The sequence below is a fragment of the Sphingomonas radiodurans genome (assembly GCF_020866845.1).
GTDB classification, from domain to species: Bacteria; Pseudomonadota; Alphaproteobacteria; order Sphingomonadales; family Sphingomonadaceae; genus Sphingomonas; species Sphingomonas radiodurans.
The window spans coordinates 3,445,499-3,467,813 of record NZ_CP086594.1; the positions used below are offsets into that span (position 1 = coordinate 3,445,499).

Annotated in this window: 31 protein-coding genes and 1 pseudogene; 17 read left to right on the forward strand and 15 right to left on the reverse strand. The window is 63.3% G+C overall.

The features are described from left to right. Nucleotides 1-72 precede the first annotated feature (72 nt). Nucleotides 73-1,080: a sulfur carrier protein ThiS gene (gene thiS, locus LLW23_RS16280; RefSeq protein WP_270049242.1), complete on the forward strand. Its 1,008-nt coding sequence runs from the start codon at nt 73-75 to the stop codon at nt 1,078-1,080. Between the two features lie 4 nt (nt 1,081-1,084). Here the strand turns inward: thiS and LLW23_RS16285 are convergent, their stop codons facing one another. The 4 genes from LLW23_RS16285 to rsmI are packed head-to-tail and all read right to left on the reverse strand — an operon-like array spanning nt 1,085 to nt 3,916. Then, nucleotides 1,085-1,693 (reverse strand): DedA family protein, encoded by a 609-nt coding sequence (locus LLW23_RS16285; RefSeq protein ID WP_228946531.1) that lies wholly within the window; start codon nt 1,691-1,693, stop codon nt 1,085-1,087. Between the two features lie 19 nt (nt 1,694-1,712). Beyond that, nucleotides 1,713-2,672 (reverse strand): glutathione synthase, encoded by a 960-nt coding sequence (gshB, locus tag LLW23_RS16290; protein WP_228946532.1) that lies wholly within the window; start codon nt 2,670-2,672, stop codon nt 1,713-1,715. Nucleotides 2,673-2,724: 52 nt separating this feature from the next. Continuing rightward, nucleotides 2,725-3,078, reverse strand: coding sequence for a YraN family protein (locus LLW23_RS16295; protein WP_228946533.1), 354 nt, complete (start codon nt 3,076-3,078; stop codon nt 2,725-2,727). After that, complete coding sequence (gene rsmI, locus LLW23_RS16300) at nt 3,071-3,916, reverse strand: 16S rRNA (cytidine(1402)-2'-O)-methyltransferase (RefSeq protein ID WP_228946534.1); 846 nt, start codon at nt 3,914-3,916, stop codon at nt 3,071-3,073. The genes LLW23_RS16295 and rsmI overlap by 8 nt, the downstream gene beginning before the upstream one ends. Between rsmI and LLW23_RS16305 the strand changes: the two genes are divergently transcribed. From LLW23_RS16305 to LLW23_RS16325, 5 genes are all read left to right on the forward strand, one after another. After that, entirely contained in the window at nt 3,915-5,144 is a 1,230-nt protein-coding gene (locus LLW23_RS16305; RefSeq protein WP_228946535.1) for a penicillin-binding protein activator, read from the forward strand. The two genes, rsmI and LLW23_RS16305, sit on opposite strands and share 2 nt — an antisense overlap. Before the next feature lie 31 nt (nt 5,145-5,175). After that, nucleotides 5,176-5,826: a DUF47 domain-containing protein gene (locus LLW23_RS16310; RefSeq protein WP_228946536.1), complete on the forward strand. Its 651-nt coding sequence runs from the start codon at nt 5,176-5,178 to the stop codon at nt 5,824-5,826. 14 nt (nt 5,827-5,840) lie between these two features. Further along, the gene (locus tag LLW23_RS16315) at nt 5,841-6,854 is read left to right on the forward strand and encodes an inorganic phosphate transporter (protein WP_228946537.1); all 1,014 of its coding nucleotides are present in this window, start codon (nt 5,841-5,843) and stop codon (nt 6,852-6,854) included. Between the two features lie 173 nt (nt 6,855-7,027). Continuing rightward, nucleotides 7,028-7,300: a winged helix-turn-helix domain-containing protein gene (locus LLW23_RS16320; RefSeq protein ID WP_228946538.1), complete on the forward strand. Its 273-nt coding sequence runs from the start codon at nt 7,028-7,030 to the stop codon at nt 7,298-7,300. 295 nt (nt 7,301-7,595) lie between these two features. Beyond that, a complete protein-coding gene (locus LLW23_RS16325; RefSeq protein WP_228946539.1) occupies nt 7,596-7,856 on the forward strand; it encodes a hypothetical protein in 261 nt (86 codons plus the stop codon). A 67-nt stretch (nt 7,857-7,923) separates the two neighbouring features. On the opposite strand, the gene LLW23_RS16330 is transcribed toward LLW23_RS16325, so the two are convergent. Together LLW23_RS16330 and LLW23_RS16335 are read right to left on the reverse strand one after the other, a co-directional pair. Then, nucleotides 7,924-8,226 carry a polyhydroxyalkanoic acid system family protein gene (locus tag LLW23_RS16330; RefSeq protein WP_228946540.1) on the reverse strand — a complete coding sequence of 101 codons (303 nt, stop codon included), beginning with the start codon at nt 8,224-8,226 and terminating at the stop codon, nt 7,924-7,926. Beyond that, the gene (locus tag LLW23_RS16335; RefSeq protein WP_228946542.1) at nt 8,223-8,654 is read right to left on the reverse strand and encodes a VOC family protein; all 432 of its coding nucleotides are present in this window, start codon (nt 8,652-8,654) and stop codon (nt 8,223-8,225) included. Before LLW23_RS16335 ends, LLW23_RS16330 begins: the two co-directional genes overlap by 4 nt. Before the next feature lie 379 nt (nt 8,655-9,033). Between LLW23_RS16335 and lnt the strand changes: the two genes are divergently transcribed. Together lnt and metK are read left to right on the forward strand one after the other, a co-directional pair. Further along, nucleotides 9,034-10,578, forward strand: coding sequence for an apolipoprotein N-acyltransferase (gene lnt, locus LLW23_RS16340; RefSeq protein WP_228948615.1), 1,545 nt, complete (start codon nt 9,034-9,036; stop codon nt 10,576-10,578). Between the two features lie 51 nt (nt 10,579-10,629). Then, nucleotides 10,630-11,838: a methionine adenosyltransferase gene (metK, locus tag LLW23_RS16345; protein WP_228946544.1), complete on the forward strand. Its 1,209-nt coding sequence runs from the start codon at nt 10,630-10,632 to the stop codon at nt 11,836-11,838. A 55-nt stretch (nt 11,839-11,893) separates the two neighbouring features. On the opposite strand, the gene LLW23_RS16350 is transcribed toward metK, so the two are convergent. Continuing rightward, nucleotides 11,894-12,430, reverse strand: coding sequence for a phosphatase PAP2 family protein (locus LLW23_RS16350; RefSeq protein WP_228946546.1), 537 nt, complete (start codon nt 12,428-12,430; stop codon nt 11,894-11,896). A gap of 167 nt (nt 12,431-12,597) precedes the next feature. Here LLW23_RS16350 and trmB point away from each other — a divergent pair, with 167 nt between their 5' ends. From trmB to LLW23_RS16390, 9 genes and pseudogenes are all read left to right on the forward strand, one after another. Further along, entirely contained in the window at nt 12,598-13,278 is a 681-nt protein-coding gene (trmB, locus tag LLW23_RS16355) for a tRNA (guanine(46)-N(7))-methyltransferase TrmB (protein ID WP_228946547.1), read from the forward strand. Nucleotides 13,279-13,446: 168 nt separating this feature from the next. After that, on the forward strand, nt 13,447-14,025 hold the full coding sequence (locus LLW23_RS16360; RefSeq protein ID WP_228946548.1) for a polysaccharide biosynthesis/export family protein: 579 nt from the start codon (nt 13,447-13,449) through the stop codon (nt 14,023-14,025). Between the two features lie 90 nt (nt 14,026-14,115). Next, complete coding sequence (locus tag LLW23_RS17565; RefSeq protein WP_270049243.1) at nt 14,116-14,631, forward strand: outer membrane beta-barrel protein; 516 nt, start codon at nt 14,116-14,118, stop codon at nt 14,629-14,631. A 59-nt stretch (nt 14,632-14,690) separates the two neighbouring features. Beyond that, entirely contained in the window at nt 14,691-15,416 is a 726-nt protein-coding gene (locus LLW23_RS17570) for an outer membrane beta-barrel protein (RefSeq protein ID WP_270049258.1), read from the forward strand. Nucleotides 15,417-15,464: 48 nt separating this feature from the next. Then, entirely contained in the window at nt 15,465-16,244 is a 780-nt protein-coding gene (locus LLW23_RS16370) for a Wzz/FepE/Etk N-terminal domain-containing protein (RefSeq protein WP_228946549.1), read from the forward strand. 46 nt (nt 16,245-16,290) lie between these two features. Further along, nucleotides 16,291-17,598: an AAA family ATPase gene (locus tag LLW23_RS16375; RefSeq protein ID WP_228946550.1), complete on the forward strand. Its 1,308-nt coding sequence runs from the start codon at nt 16,291-16,293 to the stop codon at nt 17,596-17,598. 294 nt (nt 17,599-17,892) lie between these two features. Continuing rightward, nucleotides 17,893-18,060: pseudogene (locus LLW23_RS16380) on the forward strand (transposase); the annotation flags it as partial. A gap of 251 nt (nt 18,061-18,311) precedes the next feature. After that, the gene (locus LLW23_RS16385; protein ID WP_228946551.1) at nt 18,312-18,641 is read left to right on the forward strand and encodes a hypothetical protein; all 330 of its coding nucleotides are present in this window, start codon (nt 18,312-18,314) and stop codon (nt 18,639-18,641) included. A 32-nt stretch (nt 18,642-18,673) separates the two neighbouring features. Next, nucleotides 18,674-19,669, forward strand: coding sequence for a class I SAM-dependent methyltransferase (locus tag LLW23_RS16390; protein ID WP_228946552.1), 996 nt, complete (start codon nt 18,674-18,676; stop codon nt 19,667-19,669). 15 nt (nt 19,670-19,684) lie between these two features. Here the strand turns inward: LLW23_RS16390 and LLW23_RS16395 are convergent, their stop codons facing one another. From LLW23_RS16395 to pspB, 8 genes are read right to left on the reverse strand one after another with little or no spacing between them, the layout of a single operon-like run. Next, nucleotides 19,685-20,101 (reverse strand): SufE family protein, encoded by a 417-nt coding sequence (locus LLW23_RS16395; RefSeq protein WP_228946553.1) that lies wholly within the window; start codon nt 20,099-20,101, stop codon nt 19,685-19,687. Nucleotides 20,102-20,148: 47 nt separating this feature from the next. Beyond that, complete coding sequence (locus tag LLW23_RS16400) at nt 20,149-20,388, reverse strand: hypothetical protein (RefSeq protein ID WP_228946554.1); 240 nt, start codon at nt 20,386-20,388, stop codon at nt 20,149-20,151. A gap of 14 nt (nt 20,389-20,402) precedes the next feature. Further along, entirely contained in the window at nt 20,403-20,630 is a 228-nt protein-coding gene (locus LLW23_RS16405; RefSeq protein ID WP_228946555.1) for a hypothetical protein, read from the reverse strand. A gap of 45 nt (nt 20,631-20,675) precedes the next feature. Further along, complete coding sequence (locus LLW23_RS16410; protein WP_228946557.1) at nt 20,676-20,963, reverse strand: hypothetical protein; 288 nt, start codon at nt 20,961-20,963, stop codon at nt 20,676-20,678. A 13-nt stretch (nt 20,964-20,976) separates the two neighbouring features. Further along, on the reverse strand, nt 20,977-21,306 hold the full coding sequence (locus tag LLW23_RS16415; RefSeq protein ID WP_228946559.1) for a hypothetical protein: 330 nt from the start codon (nt 21,304-21,306) through the stop codon (nt 20,977-20,979). Between the two features lie 14 nt (nt 21,307-21,320). Continuing rightward, entirely contained in the window at nt 21,321-21,617 is a 297-nt protein-coding gene (locus tag LLW23_RS16420) for a hypothetical protein (protein WP_228948616.1), read from the reverse strand. A gap of 26 nt (nt 21,618-21,643) precedes the next feature. Further along, nucleotides 21,644-22,027, reverse strand: a complete 384-nt coding sequence (gene pspC / locus LLW23_RS16425) for an envelope stress response membrane protein PspC (RefSeq protein WP_228946560.1) — start codon at nt 22,025-22,027, stop codon at nt 21,644-21,646. Next, complete coding sequence (gene pspB / locus LLW23_RS16430) at nt 22,027-22,314, reverse strand: envelope stress response membrane protein PspB (protein WP_228946561.1); 288 nt, start codon at nt 22,312-22,314, stop codon at nt 22,027-22,029. Before pspB ends, pspC begins: the two co-directional genes overlap by 1 nt. Nucleotide 22,315: the final 1 nt, after the last annotated feature.

Sequence of the window (22,315 nt, forward strand, 5' to 3'; positions counted from 1 at the left end):
CGGGGTCTGCGCCAGCCCTAGGTGGAACGCCAGCCTGAACCAAGCGGGGTGAACGCCCCTGCAAAGGACAAGATGCCCCATACCGACGGAACCGTATCGATCACCGTGAACGGCGAGCACCGCCGTGTCGTCGCCGGGATGACGCTCGCCCAATTGGCGAGCGAGCTCGGCCTTATTCCCGAGAAGGTCGCGGTCGAGCGTAACCTGGAAGTCGTGCCGCGCTCGACGCTGGCGCAGGTGCAGGTCGAGGACGGGGACGATCTCGAGATCGTGCATTTCGTTGGCGGCGGCGATCATGCGGCGGCGGTCGACACCGATAGCTGGTCGGTCGCAGGCCACACCTTCCGCTCGCGACTGATCGTGGGCACGGGCAAGTACAAGGACTTTGCTCAGAATGCCGCCGCGCTAGAGGCGTCGGGTGCGGAGATCGTCACGGTAGCAGTGCGCCGCGTCAACGTCAGTGACCGCAACGCGCCGATGCTGACCGACTTCATCGATCCCAAGCGCTTCACCTATCTTCCCAATACTGCCGGCTGTTTCACCGCCGACGATGCGATCCGTACGCTCCGGCTGGCGCGCGAAGCGGGCGGCTGGGATCTGGTGAAGCTCGAAGTGCTCGGCGAGGCGCGCACGCTCTATCCCGACATGCGCGAGACGCTGAAGGCGACCGACGTGCTGGTGCGCGAGGGCTTCAAGCCGATGGTCTATTGTGTGGACGATCCAATCGCCGCGAAGCAGCTAGAAGAGGCCGGTGCGGTCGCGATCATGCCGCTCGGCGCCCCGATCGGCTCGGGCCTGGGTATCCAGAACCGTGTGACGATCCGGTTGATCGTTGAGGGCGCCAAGGTGCCCGTGCTGGTCGACGCCGGCGTCGGCACCGCCTCAGACGCGGCGGTGGCGATGGAGCTTGGCTGCGACGGCGTGCTGATGAACACGGCCATCGCCGAGGCGAAAGACCCGATCATGATGGCCGCCGCAATGAAATCCGCGGTAGAGGCGGGGCGCCTGTCGTATCGCGCCGGTCGCATGGGCATCCGCCGCTACGCCGATCCATCCTCGCCGCTCGCGGGGTTAATCTGAAGCGTCAGGCGCGCTTCGCTCGTGGCTTCCACGTCAATACGCGATAGCCGTACGCCAATAGGATCAACGCGGTTGAGCCGATCGCCACCGGTCCGACGTACTTGTCGAGTTCCGCAAAGCGCGACCCGAGATACAATCCGGCGCCCGCGAGGATCGTGTTCCAAATCGCGCTGCCGACGAAGGTAAATGTGAGAAACTTCCACATCGGCATCTTCGCCATGCCGGCGGGCAGCGAGATGATCGTCCGGAACGTCGGCATGAAACGGAACACGAAGATCACCCAGTGACCATGTTTGTGGAAGAAGCCGTCGAGCCGCTCGACGTCTTCCCACTCCATCGTCAGCCACCGGCCATGCCGCTCGACGAACGGGCGAAAGCGCGCGACGCCCATGCGGCGCCCGATCTCGTACCAGAACAGATTACCGATCGTCGTCCCCGCCGTACCCCACAGGATCAGCGGCACCAGCGCCATATGCCCGCGCGCCACAGACATCCCGCCGAGCCCCATGATCACCTCGGACGGAATCGGTGGAATGACGTTCTCGAGCGCCATCAGCAGGAAAATGCCGAAATAGCCGCCCCAGGCGATCCAATCGATGATGAACTCGGTCATGTCCGCGCCAACGGCGGGATCAGCCTGCGCGTTCCGTGAGGCGGCGCTCGATCGCGTCCCAGATCAGGCCGGCGACATCCGTCCCGTCGAATCGCGCGATCGCAACGATCCCGGTCGGGGAGGTGACGTTGATCTCCGTGAGCCACTCGCCGCCGATCACGTCGATGCCGACGAAGATCAGGCCGCGCGCCTTCAACTCCGGCCCCAGCACTGCGCAGATCTCGCGCTCCTTTTCCGTCAGCTCGGTCTTTTCGGCCGAGCCACCGACCGCGAGGTTGCTGCGAAATTCGCCCTCGCCGGGCAACCGGTTGATCGCACCCGCCACCTCGCCGTCAACCAGCACGATGCGCTTGTCGCCCTTCGCCACGTCGGGAAGAAACGCCTGCACCATGTGCGGCTCCCGCCACGTCTGGTTAAACACCTCGATCAGCGCGGAAAGGTTCTCGCCGTCGGGCCCGACGCGAAAGATCGCCTTGCCGCCGTTGCCGTGCAGCGGCTTGACCACGATCGCACCATGCTGCTTCAGGAACGCCCGCGCCTCGTCGAGCGAACGGGTGACCAGCGTCGGCGGCATAAACCGCGCGTAATCGAGCACGAACACCTTCTCGGGCGCGTTACGAACGCTCACTGGATCGTTCACGACAAGCGCCTTGTCGGCGATCCGCTCGAGCAAATGCGTCGCCGTGATATATCCGAGGTCGAACGGCGGATCCTGCCGCATCAGCACGACATCGGCCTCGTCGCCAAGGTCGAGGCGCACCGCATCGCCGGCATGGAAATGGCCGCCGACGACATCCTGCACCGTCACCGGCCGCGCCTTCGTCCACAGGTGGCCGTCAGACCAGTTGAGGTCTTCCGCATCGTAGTGGAACAGTTTGTGCCCGCGCTTCTGCGCCGCGAGCATCAGCGCAAAGCTCGAATCGCCCGCGATATTGATCGTTTCGAGCGGGTCCATCTGGACGGCAACGGTGAGGGGCAATTCTTCCTCCAGGCATGGTGCGAGCGGGAGGTAGGCGCGGGGAGGGGGATTGTCACCCGATCCAGGCATTCTCGATATGCCGCGGCCGCACGCCCGGCGCGAGGAGGATCACGTCGACGCGGATATCCTCGCCGTTGGTGGCGTACCGCGGCATCAGATATTCCGCCGCCGCCGCCACCCGCACCAGCCGCCGCTCGTCGATCGCGAAATCGAGTTCCGCCGCACTCGATCGCGTCTTGACCTCGACGAATGCGATCAGCGCACCGCGCTTCGCCACCAGATCGACCTCACCCGCCGGCGTCCGCACCCGCCGGTCGAGGATTTGCCATCCCTTCAGCCGCAACCACCACCCCGCCAGTCGTTCGCCTCGCCGGCCTGCGGCCTCGGCCACACGGCGATCACGCATCCTTCAGTGCCAGCGCGCGCGCATACAGCGCCTTCCGGTCGAGCCCGAGCCGCTTCGCGACCTCACCGGCAGCCTTCGCGGCGGGGAGGCGGGTGAGCGCTTCCGCAAGCGCCGTATCGCCATCTTCCTCGCTCGCCGGTGGCGCGTCCCCCGGCGGCGCGACTACGATGACGATCTCGCCCTTCGGCGGCGCATCGGCGTACCGCGCCGCTAGTGTCGGCAGCGTGCCCGTCACCGCTTCCTCGAAGCGCTTGGAAATCTCGCGCGTCACCGCCGCCTCCCGCTCTCCTAACGCATCAGCTAATGCCGCCAGCGTCGCGCCCAACCGCGGCCCACTCTCGTACAGCACCAGCGTTGCTCGGATCGCGCCAAGCTCCGCAATCGCCTCACCGCGCGCCTTCACCTTCGAGGGCAGGAAGCCGGCGAACAGGAAGCGGTCGGTCGGCAGACCGGCCAGCGTCAGCGCGGCAATCGCCGCACACGGCCCGGGGATCGTGACGACCAGATGGCCCGCCGCATGCGCATCACGCACCAGTTTGTAGCCGGGATCGGAGATCAACGGCGTGCCCGCATCCGATACCAGCGCCACCGCTTCGGTCGCCATCCGCGCGATCAGCTGCGGTCGGACATGGTCGGCATTGTGATCGTGATACGGCGTCATCGGCCGCTTGGTGCCGATGTGCCTCAGTAATTTGGCTGTAACACGCGTGTCTTCTGCCGCGATTACCGCCGCTCGCGAAAGGACGTCCGCAGCGCGCGGGGACAGGTCACCGAGATTGCCGATCGGTGTAGCGACGATGTAGAGGCCGGGGCTTAGTATTTCCACGAGGGGTGTCATGGCAGAGGCCGCAACCGTACCGCAACGGGCGAAGACGATCGTCCGGCGTTTTGGCGTCCGCCGATTGGGTGTCCGCGCAATTTTCACCGCCGCGACCTTGCTCGTGTCGGCGTGCTCCACCGTCGTGCCGCGTGGCCCGGCGCCGCCGCCGCGCCCGGTGCAAGCCCCGCCGCCGGTGGCGCGACCAGATGTAGGTGTCGAGAACGGCATCCCGCGCGACGCCGCGCGCAATCGCGTCGCCCTGCTGGTGCCGCTCTCGGGCGCAAATGCCGGCGTCGGCAAGAGCCTCGCCAACGCGACGCAGCTCGCGCTGCTCGACACGGGCAGCGAGAAGGTCCGCATTACCAATTACGATACGGCCTATGGCGCCGCGGCCGCCGCCCAGCGCGCGGTCGCCGAGGGCGCGCAGCTGATCCTCGGCCCGCTGCTGGCCGAAGACGTCCGCGCGGTCGGCCCGATCGCGCGCCGTGCCGGCGTACCCGTGATTGCCTTCTCCAACGATGCCAGCGTGGCAGGCGACGGCGTTTATTTGATGGGATATTCCCCGACGCAATCGATCGAGCGCGTCGTCGATTACGCCCGCAGCCGCGGCGTCAGCAACTTCGGCGGGCTCGTGCCCAACGCGCTCTACGGCACCCGCGCGTCCACCGTCTTCCTTCGCGCGGTCGAATCCGCAGGCGGACGGGTCGTCGCGCTGCAGACCTATGATCGGTCCGCCGGCGCGATCGGCGCGGCGGTGACGCGGATGGCGAAGGACGCGCCGTTCGATGGCGTACTGATCGCCGATTCGGGCGCGGCAGCCGCCAGCGCGGTGCCGCTGCTGCGCCGGTCGAGCCCCGGCACGCGCATCATCGGCACCGAATTGTGGAACAGCGACAACGGCATCGCTGCCCGCCCGGCACTGAACGGCGCATGGTTCGCGAGCGTGTCGAACAGCCTGTACCGGCAGTACGGCGCCAAATATCGCTCGCGCTTCGGCACGTCGCCCTATCGCCTGTCGAGCCTCGGCTATGACGCGGTGTTGTTGACCGCCCGCATCTCGCGCGACTGGCGCATCGGCTCGCCCTTCCCCGAAGCACGTCTCCGCTCGGGCGAAGGCTATGCCGGGATCGATGGCGCGTTCCGCTTCGGTCGTGACGGCGTCGCCGAGCGCGCGCTCGAGGTTCAGGAAATCCGCAGCGGGACGACGACCGTCGTCTCGCCTGCACCGGCCAGCTTTGGTCGCTGACGTCACATGAAACGCATCTAAGGATCATCCGATGTTCGCCTGGTTCCAGCGCCTCCTCCCGAAGCGCGGCAATTTCTTCGAGCTCTTCGATGCACACGCGGCGATCACGCTACGCGCCGCCGAAGCGACCACGCGTCTGTTCGCCGGCGAGGCGGACGCCGCGGCGCTGGTCGCCGAAGTCAAGGATCTGGAGCATCAGGCCGACGACGTCACCCGAACCGTGCTGCAGACGGTGCGCGTAACGTTCCTCACCCCGTTCGATCGCAGCGCCATCAGCGGCCTCATTAATCGGATGGACGATGCGATCGACGCGATGGACGCTGCGATCACCGCCGTCAGCCTGTATGACGTACGCACCTTCGCCCCCGACATGCACGAGATGGCCAAGCTGATGCTCGAAGCGGCGCGCATCACCGCCGAGGCAGTGCCCTTGCTTGCCGACGTCGCGCGCAATGCCCCGCGCCTCCACGGCATGACCGAACGCCTCGTCCACCTGGAAGGGGAAGTCGACGACCTGCACGAGCAAGGGCTCAAGCGGCTGTTCCAGAAACATCATCATGAGGGCGGAGACCCGATGCGCTTCGTGGTCGATCGCGAAATCTACAAGCATCTTGAGCATATCTCCGACGCGTTCGAGGATGTCGCGAACGAAATTGACGGCATCGTCATCGATCACGCCTGAGCGATCGACAGACCATGTATGAGCTCGCGCTTCCGCTGCTGATCGGCCTCATCGCCCTCGCGCTCGCGTTCGATTTCCTCAACGGCCTGCACGATGCGGCCAACTCCATCGCAACGGTCGTTGCAACGCGGTTGCTGTCACCGGTTCAGGCGGTGCTGTTCGCCGCCTTCTTCAACTTCGCCGCCTATTTCCTGACGCTCGCCTTCCCGAGCCTGCACGCGGTGGCGGAAACGATCGGCAAGGGGCTGATCGATCAGGAAGTCGTGACGCCCGCAGTGATCTTCGGCGCGCTCGGCGGCGCGATGTTTTGGAACATCGTCACTTGGCAGAAGGGCATTCCGTCATCGTCGAGCCACGCGCTGGTCGGCGGGCTGGTTGGCGCCGGCATCACCCATGCGGGCGTCAACAGCGTGCAGATCGGCGGACTGACCAAGACCTTGCTCGCAATCGTCATCTCGCCGACGCTCGGCATGATCCTCGCCATGCTCGTCATGCTGGCAAGCAGCTGGGCGCTCAACCGCGCCACCGCAAACCAGGCCGAACGCAGCTTTCGGTCGCTACACCTCGTCTCGTCCGCGGCCTATTCGCTCAGCCATGGGTTGAACGACGCGCAGAAGACGATGGGGATCATCACCGTCCTGCTCTATTCGACCGGCTATCTCAGCGGCGAATTCGAAGTGCCGCACTGGGTGGCGATCAGCTGCTATGTGGCGATCTCGCTCGGCACGCTGTCGGGCGGGTGGAAGATCATCGAGACGATGGGCTCGAAGATCACCAGATTGTCGCAGCACCAAGGCTTTGCGGCCTCGAGCGGCGGATCGATCGTGCTGTTCACGGCCTCGGCGCTCGGCATCCCGGTGTCGACGACGCACACGATCACCGGCGCGATCATCGGCGCCGGCGTCGCGCGCCGCACCTCAGCGGTACGATGGACCACAGCGAGTGGTGTCGTGATCGCGTGGATCATCACGATCCCATGCTCGGCCGCTGTGGGCGCAATGTTCTACGCGCTCACGTTGCTGTTTTAGATCGCGGAAATCATAGGCGGATGACTGCTAACGCCCAATAGCGGAATCAAGCTGGTCATTAGGGCCTTGGGTTTCGCCAGTAGAAACGTCGCCAATTTTCACCAGTAGAACGAGGTCTCTGTCGAGTCAGGCGGGAAGGTTCTTTAGTCGCCATTCCAACAAGGAGACGACTAATGGTTGAGTTGCCGGGATATAATGCGGTGAAGGAAGCGCTTCACGCTCACCTGATTGATATTGGTAGTGCCACCGTCCCCGTCGAAGCCTATTGGTCGTTGGCCGAAACGCTCAAGCTGACCGCTGAGCAACTGGCGCTAAAGCGCCGAGACGCCCGAGGGTCAGCATGGGAGAATCGGGTTCAGTGGGCCAAGCGGAAGCTCGTCGAAGAAGGCATTATGGATCAGGGCTGGCATGGTGTCTGGTGCCTGAGGCCTAACCACGCTGGGTAGTTGCTCCGGCACTGCAAAGTTGCCGGAAACACGTCCCAATAGGGAAGGAATGGCTGCCGCGTCCCGCGCGGCGCGGCAGCTTTCCGCCACCTTCAGACATTTGCGGCCGGGCGGGAAGTAAGTCGGCAGCGCACAGCGATCATCACGCAGCCCTTCGCTAACTCTATTCCGTAGCCAGCCCCCACCTCCACCTCGACCGGCCGGTCCAAAAGCGGTCCCCGCGCAGCCGATGATTTCTGCTTCGTTAGCCACGCAGCAGGAGCAATCTCTCACCGGGTATGCTTAGGGCGCTCGGATGGGTGAAATCGAACGCAGCGTGCCGGCGGGTACGATCGAGCAGTGGGTGATGCATTTGCGTCGGCAACGGTCGCGCGCGTCCGATCAAATTTGGCTGATCGAGCAGGGCTATACGGTGCACGACGGGCGCAACGGTATTCCGACCCGCGATGCCACGCTCCGCGTGCTGGGCGAGCAGAAGGCCGTCGTAGAGGAGGTCACTGCACTTTTGCGGCTGTACGACGATCTCAACTTGCCGGGCGTCAACGTCGAGTTCTGAGCCGCATGGCGCGCACGGGGGCGCTGACGCGCGATGACGCCCGGCCTTCCCACGGTCCAGCGAACCACTACTCCAGCAGCTTCGGCGCCTCGCGTTGCAGCTTCGCCCGGATCGTGTCGGCGAACATCGCCAGGAACGCCGGCAGCTCGAACGTGGCGTGGACATTCGCCTCCGCCACATCGAGCCGCACCCCGACGCGCTGCCCCATGCCCTCGACGGTGAAGTGCAGCGTGTCGCCGGCCCAGCGGTGCTCCGTCACCACCCCGCCGGGCACGAAATCGGCAAGCTTCCCGAAGCTGCTGCCGATCCGCTCCTTGGCCTGCACCGTGCCGAGCTTGTGCGGGATATCGACCTCGATCGGGGCGGTCATGCGGCAAACTCCGTGGCGAATAATTGGGCGTCGTCGGCAAACGCCTTGAACTCCAGCGCGTTGCCCGAGGGGTCACGGAAGAACATCGTCGCCTGCTCGCCCGGCTGGTCCTTGAAGCGGATGTGCGGCGCGATCCCGAACGTCACCCCGGCGGCCTCGACCCGCGCCGCAAGCGCCTGCCAGTCGGCCATGGTCAGTACGACGCCGAAATGCGGCACCGGCACGTCATGGCCGTCGACGGGGTTGCTGGTCTCTACAGGTCGCGCCGCCTCGTCGAGATGCGCGACGAGCTGGTGCCCGCCAAGATCGAAGTCGATCCAGCGCTCGCTCGAGCGTCCTTCGCGACAGCCGAGCACGCCGCCGTAGAAGGCCCGCGCGGCGGCAAGGTCGTGAACGGGAAATGCGAGGTGAAAGGGTCGAAGTGTCATATGGCGATGATACACAGTTCTCGTCGTTACGGGAGAGGCTAGCACGTTCGGAAATCGATTGAGTGCCTTGCTGGGCGTTGCAGGGCTCGTCGCGAACCCGCCGAACCATCGGGTCCCGAACCGGCCACGCCACAAGGCGTCCGCTCGGCCGTCTGTCCTACGACCCCGTCAAAGAGGTAAGCTCCCGATCATGCTCGCTCCCGGCTCATCCGCGAATGTTGAGGAATGTTGGAGAAATATGCGCGATCGCCTCAACTTCCTCAACATTCGCGGCGGTGCAACATGGGCGCCGGCGCTTGTGACGATGTCGTCGCACCCCTTATCGCCGGCAAACGGCCCCTCTCCCCGCGCGCGGGAGGAACTGATACGGCGCGCGGCGATGGTCTCCGCTTTCCTCGAAAAACGCTCTGTCGTGCTCGCGCTCCTGCTCGGGGTCGCCGCCGCATGCGGTTTCGCGCCGCTGGATCTATGGCCGCTCACGATCGCGGCGATCGCCGGCTGGATGCTGCTGGTCCATCGCGCGCCGACCATGAAGGCCGCGTTGTGGCGTGGCTGGGCGTTCGGTGTCGGCCACTTCACGATCAACAATAACTGGTTCCAGCACGCGTTCGATTTTCAGGACAAGATGCCGCCGGTGCTCGGCTATGCCGCGCCGCTGCTGCTGGCGCTGTACCTTGCGGTTTACCCGGCGCTCGCCGCGGGCGCGGCATGGCGCGTGCGGCGCGAGCGCATCGATGCCGGCTATGTCCTGAGCTTCGCCGCGGCCTGGATCGTCACCGAATGGCTGCGCAGCGTGATGTTCACCGGCTATGCTTGGGATCCGCTCGGCGTGATCTGGGTGCCGGTCCAGCCAGTCGCGACGCTTGCCGCTTGGGTCGGCACCTATGCGCTGTCCGGGCTGACCGTGCTGCTCGCCGGCACACTGCTCCTCCTGCCGCGACGACCGGCGCCGATTGCGGCTGCGGTTGCCGTGCTTGCCGGCCTCATCGGCGCGCAGTTTTTGAGCTATCGAACGGTGGATGCTCCAGCCCGAGCGGGCGTAACCCGCATCCGCGTCGTCCAGCCGAATGTCCCGCAGGATGCGCGCGGCGAAAGCGATGGCGAGATGATGCTGGCCAAGCTCTCGGCGCTGTCCGGCAAGCCAGGCGCCGCACCTCGGCTGATCGTCTGGCCCGAAGGCGTGGTGCGCGACTATTTCGAGGATGGTTACCCCGATTACGCCTACACCGCCGATCCGTTCTGGATTCGCTGGCGCATGGCGCGGCTGCTCGGCCCGCGCGACATGCTGTTGACGGGGGGAACGGCGCTGCAATTCGATCGCGCGGGCAACGCGATCTCCGCGACGAACTCGGTGTTCGCCGTTGATCCGCGTGCCCGCATCAAGGCGCGATACGACAAGGCGCATCTGGTGCCCTACGGCGAATATCTGCCGATGCCCTGGCTGCTGAAGCCGTTCGGCCTTGCCCGTTTGGTGCCGGGATCGATGGATTTCGTAGAAGGCCCGGGGCCGCGCGCGCTCGACGTGCCGGGGATCGGCGCGGTCGGAATCCAGCTATGCTACGAAATCATCTTCTCAGGCGAAGTGATCGATCCGGCACGTCGTCCGCGCGTGCTGTTCAACCCCTCGAACGATGCGTGGTTCGGCACCTGGGGCCCGCCGCAGCATCTGGCGCAAGCCAGAATGCGCGCGATCGAAGAGGGGCTTCCGATCATCCGCGCGACTCCGAACGGCATCTCAGCGGTGATCGCCGCCGACGGTCGGCTGCTCGCCACTGTTCCTCACGAGCAGGCAGGCGCGATCGAGGTTCCGCTGCCCGAGGCACTGCCGCCGACCTTCTTTTCGCGCGTCGGAAACTGGCTTGCCGGCGCGGTCGCCTTGCTGCTGGCGGCCGCAGCCATTGCAATCCGCCGGCGCCGCGGATAAGCGATATAAAGTTATCTTTATATCGTTATCTCACCATTGGGCGGAGTGAATATGCGCCAGTCTTACCTCTTCACCAGCGAATCGGTCAGCGAAGGCCATCCTGACAAGGTCGCGGATCAGATCTCCGACGCGATCGTCGATCTGTTCCTGTCGAAGGATCCCGAAGCGCGAATCGCGTGCGAGACGATGACGACTACTCAGCTCGTCGTTCTCGCCGGCGAGATCCGCTGCAAGGGCGTCTACGAGGATGGCGCCTGGGCTGCTGGTGCGCAGGAAGAGATCGAGGCGACCGTCCGCAACACGGTGAAGCGCATCGGCTACGAGCAGGAGGGCTTCCATTGGGAGACCTTCCGCTTCGAAAATAATCTGCACGCCCAGTCGGCGCACATTGCGCAAGGCGTCGACGCCAGCGGCAACAAGGACGAGGGTGCCGGCGATCAGGGCATCATGTTCGGTTTCGCTTGCGACGAGACCCCCGACTTGATGCCGGCAACGCTGTATTACAGCCACCGCATCCTGCATCGTATGGCGCAGGACCGTCACTCAGGTGCGGCCCCGTTCCTTGAGCCCGACGCGAAGAGCCAGGTAACGCTCCGCTTCGACTATGGCGTGCCGGTAGCTTGCACCGCGATCGTCGTGTCGACGCAGCACGCGAAAGGCTACGATGCGGGCGAAAAGGAAGCCGAACTTCACGCTTACGTGAAGTCGGTCGTAGCGGATTTGCTGCCCGCCGAGCTGCTTTCCGACGACACCGTCTACCACATCAACCCGACCGGCAGCTTCGAGATTGGTGGGCCTGACGGTGACGCCGGCCTGACGGGACGCAAGATCATCGTCGATACGTACGGCGGCGCGAGCCCGCACGGTGGTGGCGCATTCAGCGGCAAGGATCCGACCAAGGTCGATCGCTCCGCAGCCTACATCACGCGCTATCTGGCGAAGAATATCGTCGCGGCGGGTCTCGCCAAGCGCTGCACGATCCAGCTCGCCTATGCGATCGGCGTCGCTAAGCCATTGTCGCTCTACGTCGACACCCACGGCACCGGAACAGTCGGCGACGACAAGATCGAAGCGGCGATCGGTGAGATCGCAAAGCTCGGCGAGCTGACGCCGCGCGGGATCCGTACCCATCTCGGATTGAACAAGCCGATCTACGAACAGACGGCCGCATACGGCCACTTCGGCCGCAACCCAGATGGCGACGCTTTCCCCTGGGAAAAGCTCGATCTGGTTGACGATCTCAAGGCTGCATTATTTTGACTTGGTCTCGCCACCTCGGCTTGAACTCCGGGGTGGCGACCGCCTTCACAGCATCTCAGCTCGGGTGAGCTTCGGCCTCCGCAAGTGCCAATCGGTCAGCGCGCCGCGCGACGAACCGACCGATCTTTCGATCCCCAGCATCAACCAGCGCTCCAGCAACTTTGTCGGCTCCCCAGCCGAGCAAAGCGCCGACGGCGATGTCGCTTGGATAATGCTTGCCGCTCGGCAACAACATCGCCGCAATGGCCGCCGCACCGGCCCGAGCAGGGACTGCTAGTTCCGGCTTCGTGGCGGCGACTGCCTGCGCCACACTGACGATTCCTGCGGTGTGCCCCGACGGAAACGAGCTCAAGTCGCCGTCTTTGTCGCCCGATCCCGGTCCGGCGCGATGCTGACCATCCTTCAACGCCTGTGCCGGTCTCGTTCGGTCGATCGATCGTTTGATGACCGTCTTGGCGGCCGTCGCAAGTGCGTGCGCAATCAGCATGCGCATGCCAGTCCGCGCAAGATCGCGACGGCGGCGCAACGCCCCCACGGCGATCGTCGCCAGCGACAACGCGACGAGCGGCGGCTGATCTGCGACATCGCTCATGAAACCGAGTGCCGCCACGGGCGCGCGATCACGGTTCTTCGCTACTTTCCCAACCAAGCGATGTTCGGCATCGGCGGCACGCGCGACATGTTTTGCTTTTCCCATCGTTTCAGAACGATGCCACGATGGCTTTGCTCCCATGCAAAGCCCCGCTATCGCCCGCGCCGATGAACGATCCAGCCACCATTCGCCGCCTCTACGGTCGCCGTCAGGGTCACAAGCTGCGGGAAGGGCAGGCGGCCCTTGTCGAGGAATTGCTTCCGAAAGTCGAGGTGCCGGCCGACGGTGCGCTCGATGCGCATCGACTGTTTGGAGATGATCGGCCGCTACGGCTTGAGATCGGCTTTGGTGCTGGCGAGCACCTCGCTGCCCAAGCCACTACCGCGCCCGAGGTGGGGTTCATCGGCTGCGAGCCTTTCCTTAACGGGGTCGTCGGCGCACTGGGCCACGTGCGCGAGAAAGCGTTGGCTAACGTTCGCCTGCATATGGGGGATGCGCTGACTGTGATCGAGCGCTTACCCGATGCAGCGCTAGATGCCGTGTATCTGCTCCATCCCGATCCCTGGCGGAAGGCGCGGCACGCCAAGCGCCGGATGGTCAACCACGGTCCGCTGGACCTGATCGCCGCCAAGCTGAAGCCCGGCGCCGAATTCCGGCTCGGCACGGACGACCCGACCTACTGCCGCTGGGCGATGATGGTGATGGCTCGGCGCCACGACTTTACATGGATCGCTCGTCATCCTGGCGACTTCCTCGGCCGCCCGGCAGATTGGCCGGAGACCCGCTACGAACGTAAGGCGCGGCGACACGGACATGAGGTGTGGTACTTCCGATATCTACGCGGCTGATTCCTTATCGTCGCCGCCTTTAGTTGATTTCAAGAAACGGGAACGGCAAGCCCACTTTTCTTTGTCATGCCGCATCATCAACCTAGGTTACGCGCGTTGCCTCACCCGCGTCGCTATGCGAGACACGCCGGGCAATAATCTGAACTCATCTTAGCATTTCGAGGCTCCATGCTCCACCGGTTGGCGATCATTTTGGGCATCTTCCTGATGTTATCAGCTTGTGCGGAAAAGGGTGATGGGCCTGTCCTCTCATCTGGCGATCGTTACGTAGCCTCGACTGACGTGGTCAGCGACTATCGACTTGGCGTTGGCGATCGGGTGAAGCTCACCGTGTTCAACGAGCCCAATCTGGCCGGTGAGTTTTGGGTCAATCCGGACGGCTTCGTCTCGCTACCGCTGATCGGAAACGTGCAGGCCAGCGGCAAGGCCGTCTCGCAGATCGCGGCAGACGCAAAGATGCGATTCGCCGACGGGTATTTGCGAGATCCGAGGGTCTCGATGGAAGTGACAGTATTTCGGCCGTTCTACATTCTCGGGGAGGTATCGCAGCCTGGGCAGTATCCCTATGCGATCGGCCTTACGGCCTTGAATGCTGTTGCGACCGCGAAGGGCTTTACGCCCCGCGCAAACCGCGACGTCGTTCGTATCCGGCGTCAGGGTGAGCCTGGCGAGGTAAATTACCGGCTTAGCCCGGAGCTGATGATCTACCCGGGTGATACGATTCGCGTCGGCGAGCGGTTCTTCTGATCGGCGTGCTTCGTCGATATCGCAGAATCGCGCCTCGCACGCGCCCTTAAAAGGCGACAGAACCGGCTTGTCTATGGGGGGCAACCTGCATTGAAGCTGCGGTCTGCAGCATTTGCTACTGCTGCGTTGGTTGTCGGCGTGGCGGCATCGCCGATCGCAGCGGCGCAGGACGGACTGATTTTTCAGTCCGTGATACCGCAGGGCTTCGACCGGGACCGTAACATCAGCGTACTCGGTCGCTCGCGCCCTTCTTACAATCCGATCGGCGTCAGCGTGGGCGGCCTGCTTTTCTTTCCACGGGTTGAAACCGGCGCGGGTGTGACGAGCAACGCGTACCTCACCGAGCAGAACGAAACAGCGGCTGCGTACGCTTCGATCGAGCCATCTCTACGCGTGGCCTCGATCTGGTCGCGTCATTCGTTGGAGGTGAATGGCGCGACGTTGCTACGTAACTACATCGGCCAATCTCGGCGTAACGAGCGCACATGGAATTTGGGCGCCCGAAGCGAGATTGAACTTGGCCGTGCGTTTACGATTTCTGCCGAGGCCAATGCATCGCAAAACATTGAAAACCTGTTCTCGGCGAGGTCGCAACCGCCATTGTAGCACTGTCTCGTTTTCGCCGAGACTTCACGGCACTTCGGGGTGAGTATACGTCGGGACGAATACGAGCCTTCGCAGTTGTCGACTATACGGACTTTCGCTTCGGGCGCGTTCGCCTTGCCGACGGCACGGATCGGAACCAGGAGATCCGAAATCGAAACATTTCGCGAGTCACCGGGCAGTTTGAATACGCCCGCACGCCGAGCGCGTCGGTGTTTGCGCAGTTCGGCTATGTCGACACCAAGTTTGATGGACAAGTCGCTGGAGCATCTCGTCTGAGCTCTAAGGCCGCTCGTCTTCTCGCTGGCGCGAACATTGACCTCGCCGGGCGCGCACGCGGTTCGCTTGGGGTAGGTTACAACATTCGCGATTATCAAGCCGAAGGCTTCAGAACGGTTCGCGGTTTTGTTGCCGAGGGGCGGATCGAGTTGTTTCCGACTGAGCTACTAACCATCACGACGGGCGCACGCCGGAGTATCGAGGATGCGACCTTTGGCAATACAGAACCCCAGCCGTTCTACGACAATCGCTTCACGCTTCGCGGCGACTATGAGCTACTAAGCAATCTCATCGTTTCCGGAGGTGGCGAGTATGGCGTGCAAACCTTTGTCGGCCAGGAACGACGAAATTCAACATATCGCGTATCTACCGATGCTCGCTTCCTTGTGTCGCGACGGCTCACGCTGGAAGGTTCGATGAGCTATACGCAACGTCGATCGATTGGCGCGCAATCGGGCAATGAACCTGGGGAGGGTCGCATCGAAGCGGGCCTCTCCTTCCATTTATAACTCAAGCATCCGAGCCGGTCTCCGGCTCTAGATCGAGGCCAGGCGAGCATGGAAGTCAGACACGAAGCCGACGAATACGAAGCGCGTCTGGCCGACGTCATCAGCATCGTTCGTGATACGATCCGGCGGCGCTGGAAAATTATGGCGGCTGTAATTGCAGGCGTGTTCATTGCCGGCGTGGTCTTGGTGTCACTAATGACGCCGCTTTATTCGTCGACTGCGAAAATCCGGCTCGATCCCTCGCGCAATCCGCTTGCAACCAACGCGAACGCGACGCGGGCGGAATTGACTCCGGAAGCGATTGAAACGGAAGTCACGGCGATTCGCTCGCTCGATCTCGCGCGGTCTATCGTGCGCGCCTATGGCTTGGCCGCCGACCCAGAATTTACGAGCAAGCTTAGCAGCGAGCAGAGCGCGAACGTAACGACCAGTGAAGCACGGGAAATTGCGCTCGCCGCTGCAGTACTTTCGGGCCTCTCGGTTGATCGGGAAAAACTGACGTATGTTCTCAACGTCAGGTTCGCGTCGAAAGATTCGCTGAAGGCCGCGAAGCTCGCAAACGCTTTTGCGGACGGGTATATCGAGACGCGTACGACCAACAAGCTCGGTACGGCAGAGCGACAGAGCGAGTGGTTTCAGCAGCGCCTGGAGGAACTCGGCAAGGAGGCGCAGCAAGCTGAAGGGCGCGTCGCGGATTACCGCGCGCGCTGGGATCGTTCAAAGCAGCGCGGCGAACAGCGCGATGGGGACGATCGCGGATCAGCAGGTTGCCCCACTTGCGGGCAGCCTAGCAGCCGCGGAGTCGGACGCCGCCGCTGCTCGGTCTAACCTCGCTGCTGCACGCGCCCAGGTCGCCCGGGGGGGGCTGGATGCAGTGTCCGAAGTGCTCGGCTCCACCGTGATCGCCGAATTGCGCCGTCAGCGAGCCGATGCGCTCCGCATTCGTGGCGAAGTCGAAGCCCGTTACGGTGAACGTCACCCAGAAAGCCTTCGCGTTCGTGACCAGATCGCTTCGCTAGACGGCCAAATTCAGGCCGAAGCGCGGCGCGTGGTCGGGTCGCTCCAGGCAACTGCCGCCTCGGCAGAAGCTCGTGCGGACAGCTTACGTACTTCGCTTGCCGGGCTCGAAAGCAAGCGCGAGCGCACGACGCGCGATTCCGTCGCTGCCGAGGGCCTCGAGCGCGAGGCGGCCGCTAAGCGCGCGCTGTATGAAAAGATGTCGCAGATGTCGCTTGAAAGCATGCAAGCGGCCCGCCTTTCGATCGCACAGGCGGAAGTGGTCGACCGCGCCGAGCCGCAGCCGCGTCCGTCGTCACCCAACAAGCCGCTGCTCTATGTCCTATCCATGTTGGCGGCGATTGCAGCGGGTGCGGGCACGATCGCAGTGATGGAGATGACGAGCGGTGGCTTCCGTTCGGTTGAGGATGTGCAGGAGCAACTCGGGATTGCGGTACTTGCGATCGTTCCCAAGGTGCCAAAGACGCAGAACCCGGCCGATCTGATGCTGGAACGACCAACGTCGATGTTTGCCGAGTCCTTCCGCATTGCGCGGGCCGCAATCCTTGGCGTGAAAGGGACGCGGGCGCGAAAGGTTATTGCGATCACTTCGTCGCTGCCGGCCGAGGGCAAAACCACGTCCGCCGTTGCATTCGCTCGGACGCTCGCCACGGCCAATGCCAAGACGCTTCTGTTGGAATGTGACATCCGTCGCGCGGCCGTGCGCCAGATTGTCCGTACGCCTGCGCCGACTGTCGGGCTCATTGAGGTGCTACATGGCGAGGCAAGCCTCGACGAAGCGATCCATCCGGGTGACGTGCCAAACCTTGATCAGTTGCTTGTCTTGAGTCCTTACTTCTCAGCGGAGAACCTTTTCGGCGAAGGCCGAATGGAACAGCTCCTCTCTACGCTGCGCGAGCGATACGATCACATCGTCCTGGATCTACCGCCGCTGATGGGCCTTGCTGACGGTCGATACCTTGCGGTGCTTGCGGATGCGACGGCAGTTGTCGTGAAATGGGGAAGCACGCCCGTTTCCGCCGCGACCTCGGCGATCAACTGGTTACGCAGTGACGGCAGCAATCCGGTCGGCGTGATCTACACGCAGGTCGATCCGTCGGCGCACTCTGTCGGTGGCCTCTATTACTACTCGAAGCAATATTCGGATTATTATCAAGCGAACTGATTGCCTTAGCGACGTTGCCGGAGCCAGCGGCCCGGCCACGCTGCCAGTGCGCTGACGGAAAGTCGGCTTTGCTTCACATCGATGAGAGTAACGGGCCCTGCTGCCGACAGGGTATGACAACCTGCTGTGAACGGCGCAGCGGAACGCGGCGCGACGATGTCGCCAACGAACGAGCATGTTGCCTGGGTGGGAGAGAGTTTGTCGAACCGAGAGGTGGCTCGGGGGATCTGAACATCGGGGATAAGTGGATTGCCGATCTGACAGCGGCCGTGCTGGCCGCGAGAAGGAGGCAAGATGAGCAAACGACCCCGCTGGAACCACAGCCCGGCATTCAAGGCCAAGGTGGCGTTGGCTGCCGTGAAAGGCGAGAAGACGCTGGCCGAACTGGCGCAGCAGTATGATGTGCATCCGAACCTCATCAACCAGTGGCGGTCGCGGCTGCTGGAGGGCGCGGCGGACGTGTCCAGACAAACCGAGCAACCTCTATAGTGGCTGGTGCGGCAGCAGTCGCACCGCTCGCGGCCACCGCACTGCTGTTTCGACCAATCAACGTCGTTCAGAATGCGCTTGGAGATTTCGAGCGATCGCAGATCGCACGGTTGATCGCTGATGGGGCGTTTCCAGAGATACAGCGCACCAAACGATTATTCTTGGCTGTCTTGCTGGCTGCGTGGGCGGCTTCGGTTGCAGTAGCGACAAGCATCGTTCTGTTCATGCCGTCCTTCGTATTCTCGCAGGACTATGATCTCACCGTCATCGAGATCGCCACCTTCTCATGGGTGCTGGTGACGCTGCTAATCCTGCTGCAGATGCCGGCGAATGTCATGCTTCAGGCGACGGGCGATTTCGAACGACTGGCACGCGCGACGATCTGGTCATCGCTGGTCAACGTGATTGCAGTGGTCGTAGTGCTCCTGTTGTTCGAGCCGGTATGGACGATCGCTGTGATGGCGGTTGGGTGGCTTGTCGATCTGCTACTGGTGCGGCGGGCGGCAGCCCATCGTTGGCGTTTGCTTGACACGGGAGCAGCGTCGCGGCTGTAGCGAAGCGTCGTTGCAAGGAGCCTGCGCCAGAGATGCCACCTTCGTTGCAAGCGCCCGGCTTTTATCCGCGCACGTCGTGTCCCGTATGCGAAAGCACGGCGACGGCTCGTATCTATACCGCACGCTACGACGAGGATCCGGTCCGCGCGCTCGTCGATTCCAACTTCTCGCGCCAAGGCGTCATCGATTGGGATCTACTCGAAGGTATCGCGTTCGAAGTCGATAAATGCGCGACGTGCGACCTGATCTTCCAGGTGCAAACGCCGAACGAGGCGATGCTGGAGGTGATCTACACCCGGATGATCACCGCCCGCTTCCTTGATGAGTATGAGCGCGGCCTGCTAACTCTCGACCAGTTTCATCGCATCGCCGGCGAATTCACCGTGCTGTTCGAGGCAATCGGAAAGCATCCCGCTGACATCACCGTACTCGACTTCGGCGTGGGGCAGGGGCGTTGGGCGCGGGTTGCGCGCGGCATGGGTGCGACCGTCTACGTCACAGAGATCGGCGACGACAAGAAGCGGCTCGCGCGCACGCTCGGGCTGGAGGTGATCGAGGATGACGATATCGACACGATGACGTTCGATCTCGTCCATACCGAGCAGGTGCTCGAACATTTGGTGCATCCTGGCCGCGATTTCGCCCGGCTTGCCCGTGCCGTTGCGCCGGGTGGCTTGTTCAAAGCGGCGATTCCCTATCGCGGCAAGCTGGAGCAATTGCTGACGACGAAGGGGTTGCCCACGACCGCCATGTTCGCTTCGGGCGGCGCCAAAGCAATCCCGGGCGAGGTGGAGGCATTTGCCTCGATCCAGCCACTCGAGCATCTCAACGCTTTTTCGGATACGACAATGGAATGGCTGTCGGCGAAGAACGGCCTAAAACCGGTTAGCCAGGTGCGCCGGCGTAGCGTCTCGTTCGATACGGGCGGTCCGCGCGCCCTGATCGGTGGAGCAAAAAAGGTGGGCGTCGAACTCGCCAAGGCAGTGATGCGTCCGAAGATCGGTTATCACCTGCTGCGTCGGTCGTAACGAGCACGGTCGCAGTTATCGATAGCGTCCAGCAGTTGCCCGTATCAGCGCGATCATGTTCGGAATGCCTTGGGTGCGGTTCGAACTGAGCTGGTTCTTGAGATCGAACGGCTCCAGCGCGCCCTCGATATCGGTTTCAGCGATATCAGCCGGCAGACGATCCTGAACCGTCTTCAGTACCAGGGCGATGATCCCCTTGGTGATAGCCGCGTTGCTGTCGGCGAGAAAATGCAGCGTGCCGCCCTCAGCGTTCGTCGGATATACCCACACCGAGGCCGAACAGCCACGCACCAGCGTCGCATCGGTTTTCAGCGCGTCGGGCATCGGCTCCAGCGCACGCCCAAGGTCGATCAATAGGCGGTAGCGATCATCCGGATCGAGAAACTCATATTCGTCGCGGATGTCGGCCAGATCTGAAGGAAGGTCAGCCATCGCGGCGGCGCGTACGCGTTCGCGCCAAATGCGGCAACTGTGCAGGGCTAAAGGTCGACGCCCGCGGCAATTGCCTCCAGCCGACGAATTCGCTCTTTGAGATCGGCGATCTCAATCCGTGCCGTGGCGTTGCCTGGGGCAGGCGCCCTTGCGTCGGCATCCTGGCGCAGTTCCTGCTGCTTCAACTGAAGCCACCCACGCCAGCCCGTGAGTGCCGCGAAGATCAGCATGGCCAGCCCGGCAAGCGCCGCCGACGCCATCGTTACGTAGAAGCCGGGGTCGGTCATGGTTTTGTGCTCCCTTAGCGGTCGCGCAGCTCGTCGATCTGACGGCTCAGATCGGCGCTGCCATGATTGTCGGTGATGAGCCGTTCGAGAACCGCGATGCGCTCCTTGAGCTGGCGGACTTCTTCACGGCTCGCGATCGCCTCGGCCGGCATCGCGTGGTCGTTGCCGGTGCGGCCGATCGCGCGATATTTCTCCTTCTGGATGCGGGCGATGGTGGTGATCAGCACGATCGCGATGACCATGAAGGCAATGGACCAAGGCATGGTTGAATTCCTCTCGTTAATCGCTCAGTTCGGGCGTTCGGCGTGGTCCGGCAGGCTGCGCAGTTGCTCGATCTCCGCGGCGACTGCGGTCCCCCTGTCGGTCGCGATCCGCTCCAGCACGCGGACCCGCTGCTCCAGCCGCTCGGTGTGCGCGGCATATTGCGCCGCCTTTTCCGCCGTCTGGGCGTTTAGCGCCTCTGCCATCTTCTCCTTGTGTTTCAGCCACCGCTTGAACGCATCTCCGCCCACGCCGAAGATGACGGGCAAGCCAACCACGATCATGAAGAAGGTAAGAAAAACCCAAGGTTGCATGACGTGACGCTCCTCAGTTCGCGCGGTCGCGAAGTTGCTCGATCTCTTGGCTCAGCAGATGGCCGCTGTCGGTGACGATGCGTTCGACGTTCTGCAGCCGGTCCTTCATCGCGCCGAGCTCGGCGCGCAGTTGGCCGTTTTCCTGCGTCAGCAGCTTCACGCGCTCGATCGTCTCGTCGTCTCGCTTGGGATAAAGCGCCTGGCCCCACTGGCCGTCGAGCGGGTAGCCATTGCGGATACGCATCCAGGTCGTGACAACCCAGCCCACCGTCCCGGCGATCCCAATGAGGGCGACGACCGGAGCAAGGGCAGAAAACAGCTGGATCTTTTCGGCGGCGGTCATGGCGTCATTCCCCCTTAGCGGTTGCGAAGCTGCTCGATTTCTTGCGCCGTGCGGACGGCGGGGTCGGTGGCGATGCGTTCGAGCACCGCGATCCGCTCTTCCAGCCGGGTCACCATGCCGGTCAGCCGGGCATTTTCGTTGGTGAGCAGATCGACCTTCCGGCCCGCCTCGGGCATTTCCTTGCCGATGTTGCGGCCCCAATCGTCACTGATCGAATAACCGTGCTTGGCGCGGATCCAGTTGTTGATCAGCCAAGCGCCGCAGGAGATCGCGACGATCGCAATCACGAAAAACGGTCCACCGAAATGCATCATCGGTCTCCTTGTCGCCGCCGCGCTCAGCGCAGGCGTTCGATCTCGTCGGCGAGCTGCGTGTTGCGGCTCGTATAGTGAGTCTCGATGTCGGCGAGGCGCCGGTCGAGCTCGCGGAATTTGGAGCGGACCTCGGCTGTGGTGCGCTTAGGGTTCGAGCGCACGCCCTGCCAGAACTTGGCGTCCTCGGGCGATCCGTAGAGGCCGGCGGGTTTGTCCTCGGCCATCCAGTTGATCAGTAGATAGGCGACCAACGTCCACGGAAAGCCCCCGGCAAGCGTCAGCAGGATCATCGCGATGCGAACCCAGAGCACTTCGATCCCGGTATAGTCCGCGATCCCGGCACACACGCCCTTCCACTTGCGGTCCTGCCGATTGAGGTAGAATTTGGTACGGCGATTGTCGGCCATCAGTTCCTCCTCTGGTGCCGGTCTTCGAGCCGGTAGTCGGGATCAGATCGGTAATCGGAGACGCCCGGGCGGAAATCGGGATTGTCGGCGGCAACGATCCGCTCGACGGTGTTCACCCGGTCTTCGAGCCGGCGTGCCAGCGAGTGCAACTCGTCGAGCAGCGCTTCGTCCTCGCCGGTCATCGAACCGGGCGTCTGCTTCCACTTCGTGACGTAATGCAGGATCAGCCACGGCATCCCGATAAAGATCGACGGAATGACGATCAGCGGGACCAATACATCGTCCATG

Bases quoted from the DNA above. Each gene is read 5' to 3' on its own strand.
- LLW23_RS16310 (WP_228946536.1), top strand. From the start codon at position 5,176: ATGTTCGCCTGGTTCCAGCGCCTCCTCCCGAAGCGCGGCAATTTCTTC.
- LLW23_RS16395 (WP_228946553.1), bottom strand. From the start codon at position 20,101: ATGGCTGACCTTCCTTCAGATCTGGCCGACATCCGCGACGAATATGAG.
- LLW23_RS16295 (WP_228946533.1), bottom strand. From the start codon at position 3,078: ATGCGTGATCGCCGTGTGGCCGAGGCCGCAGGCCGGCGAGGCGAACGA.
- LLW23_RS16370 (WP_228946549.1), top strand. From the start codon at position 15,465: ATGGAAGTCAGACACGAAGCCGACGAATACGAAGCGCGTCTGGCCGAC.
- LLW23_RS16350 (WP_228946546.1), bottom strand. From the start codon at position 12,430: ATGAGCGATGTCGCAGATCAGCCGCCGCTCGTCGCGTTGTCGCTGGCG.
- LLW23_RS16285 (WP_228946531.1), bottom strand. From the start codon at position 1,693: ATGACCGAGTTCATCATCGATTGGATCGCCTGGGGCGGCTATTTCGGC.
- metK (WP_228946544.1), top strand. From the start codon at position 10,630: ATGCGCCAGTCTTACCTCTTCACCAGCGAATCGGTCAGCGAAGGCCAT.
- LLW23_RS16405 (WP_228946555.1), bottom strand. From the start codon at position 20,630: ATGGTCATCGCGATCGTGCTGATCACCACCATCGCCCGCATCCAGAAG.
- LLW23_RS16410 (WP_228946557.1), bottom strand. From the start codon at position 20,963: ATGCAACCTTGGGTTTTTCTTACCTTCTTCATGATCGTGGTTGGCTTG.
- LLW23_RS16390 (WP_228946552.1), top strand. From the start codon at position 18,674: ATGCCACCTTCGTTGCAAGCGCCCGGCTTTTATCCGCGCACGTCGTGT.
- lnt (WP_228948615.1), top strand. From the start codon at position 9,034: ATGGTCTCCGCTTTCCTCGAAAAACGCTCTGTCGTGCTCGCGCTCCTG.
- pspC (WP_228946560.1), bottom strand. From the start codon at position 22,027: ATGGCCGACAATCGCCGTACCAAATTCTACCTCAATCGGCAGGACCGC.
- LLW23_RS16385 (WP_228946551.1), top strand. From the start codon at position 18,312: ATGCCGTCCTTCGTATTCTCGCAGGACTATGATCTCACCGTCATCGAG.
- LLW23_RS16320 (WP_228946538.1), top strand. From the start codon at position 7,028: ATGGTTGAGTTGCCGGGATATAATGCGGTGAAGGAAGCGCTTCACGCT.
- rsmI (WP_228946534.1), bottom strand. From the start codon at position 3,916: ATGACACCCCTCGTGGAAATACTAAGCCCCGGCCTCTACATCGTCGCT.
- trmB (WP_228946547.1), top strand. From the start codon at position 12,598: ATGAACGATCCAGCCACCATTCGCCGCCTCTACGGTCGCCGTCAGGGT.
- thiS (WP_270049242.1), top strand. From the start codon at position 73: ATGCCCCATACCGACGGAACCGTATCGATCACCGTGAACGGCGAGCAC.
- LLW23_RS16400 (WP_228946554.1), bottom strand. From the start codon at position 20,388: ATGACCGACCCCGGCTTCTACGTAACGATGGCGTCGGCGGCGCTTGCC.
- pspB (WP_228946561.1), bottom strand. From the start codon at position 22,314: ATGGACGATGTATTGGTCCCGCTGATCGTCATTCCGTCGATCTTTATC.
- LLW23_RS16420 (WP_228948616.1), bottom strand. From the start codon at position 21,617: ATGCATTTCGGTGGACCGTTTTTCGTGATTGCGATCGTCGCGATCTCC.
- LLW23_RS16360 (WP_228946548.1), top strand. From the start codon at position 13,447: ATGCTCCACCGGTTGGCGATCATTTTGGGCATCTTCCTGATGTTATCA.
- LLW23_RS16325 (WP_228946539.1), top strand. From the start codon at position 7,596: ATGGGTGAAATCGAACGCAGCGTGCCGGCGGGTACGATCGAGCAGTGG.
- LLW23_RS16305 (WP_228946535.1), top strand. From the start codon at position 3,915: ATGGCAGAGGCCGCAACCGTACCGCAACGGGCGAAGACGATCGTCCGG.
- LLW23_RS16415 (WP_228946559.1), bottom strand. From the start codon at position 21,306: ATGACCGCCGCCGAAAAGATCCAGCTGTTTTCTGCCCTTGCTCCGGTC.
- LLW23_RS16335 (WP_228946542.1), bottom strand. From the start codon at position 8,654: ATGACACTTCGACCCTTTCACCTCGCATTTCCCGTTCACGACCTTGCC.
- LLW23_RS16315 (WP_228946537.1), top strand. From the start codon at position 5,841: ATGTATGAGCTCGCGCTTCCGCTGCTGATCGGCCTCATCGCCCTCGCG.
- LLW23_RS16330 (WP_228946540.1), bottom strand. From the start codon at position 8,226: ATGACCGCCCCGATCGAGGTCGATATCCCGCACAAGCTCGGCACGGTG.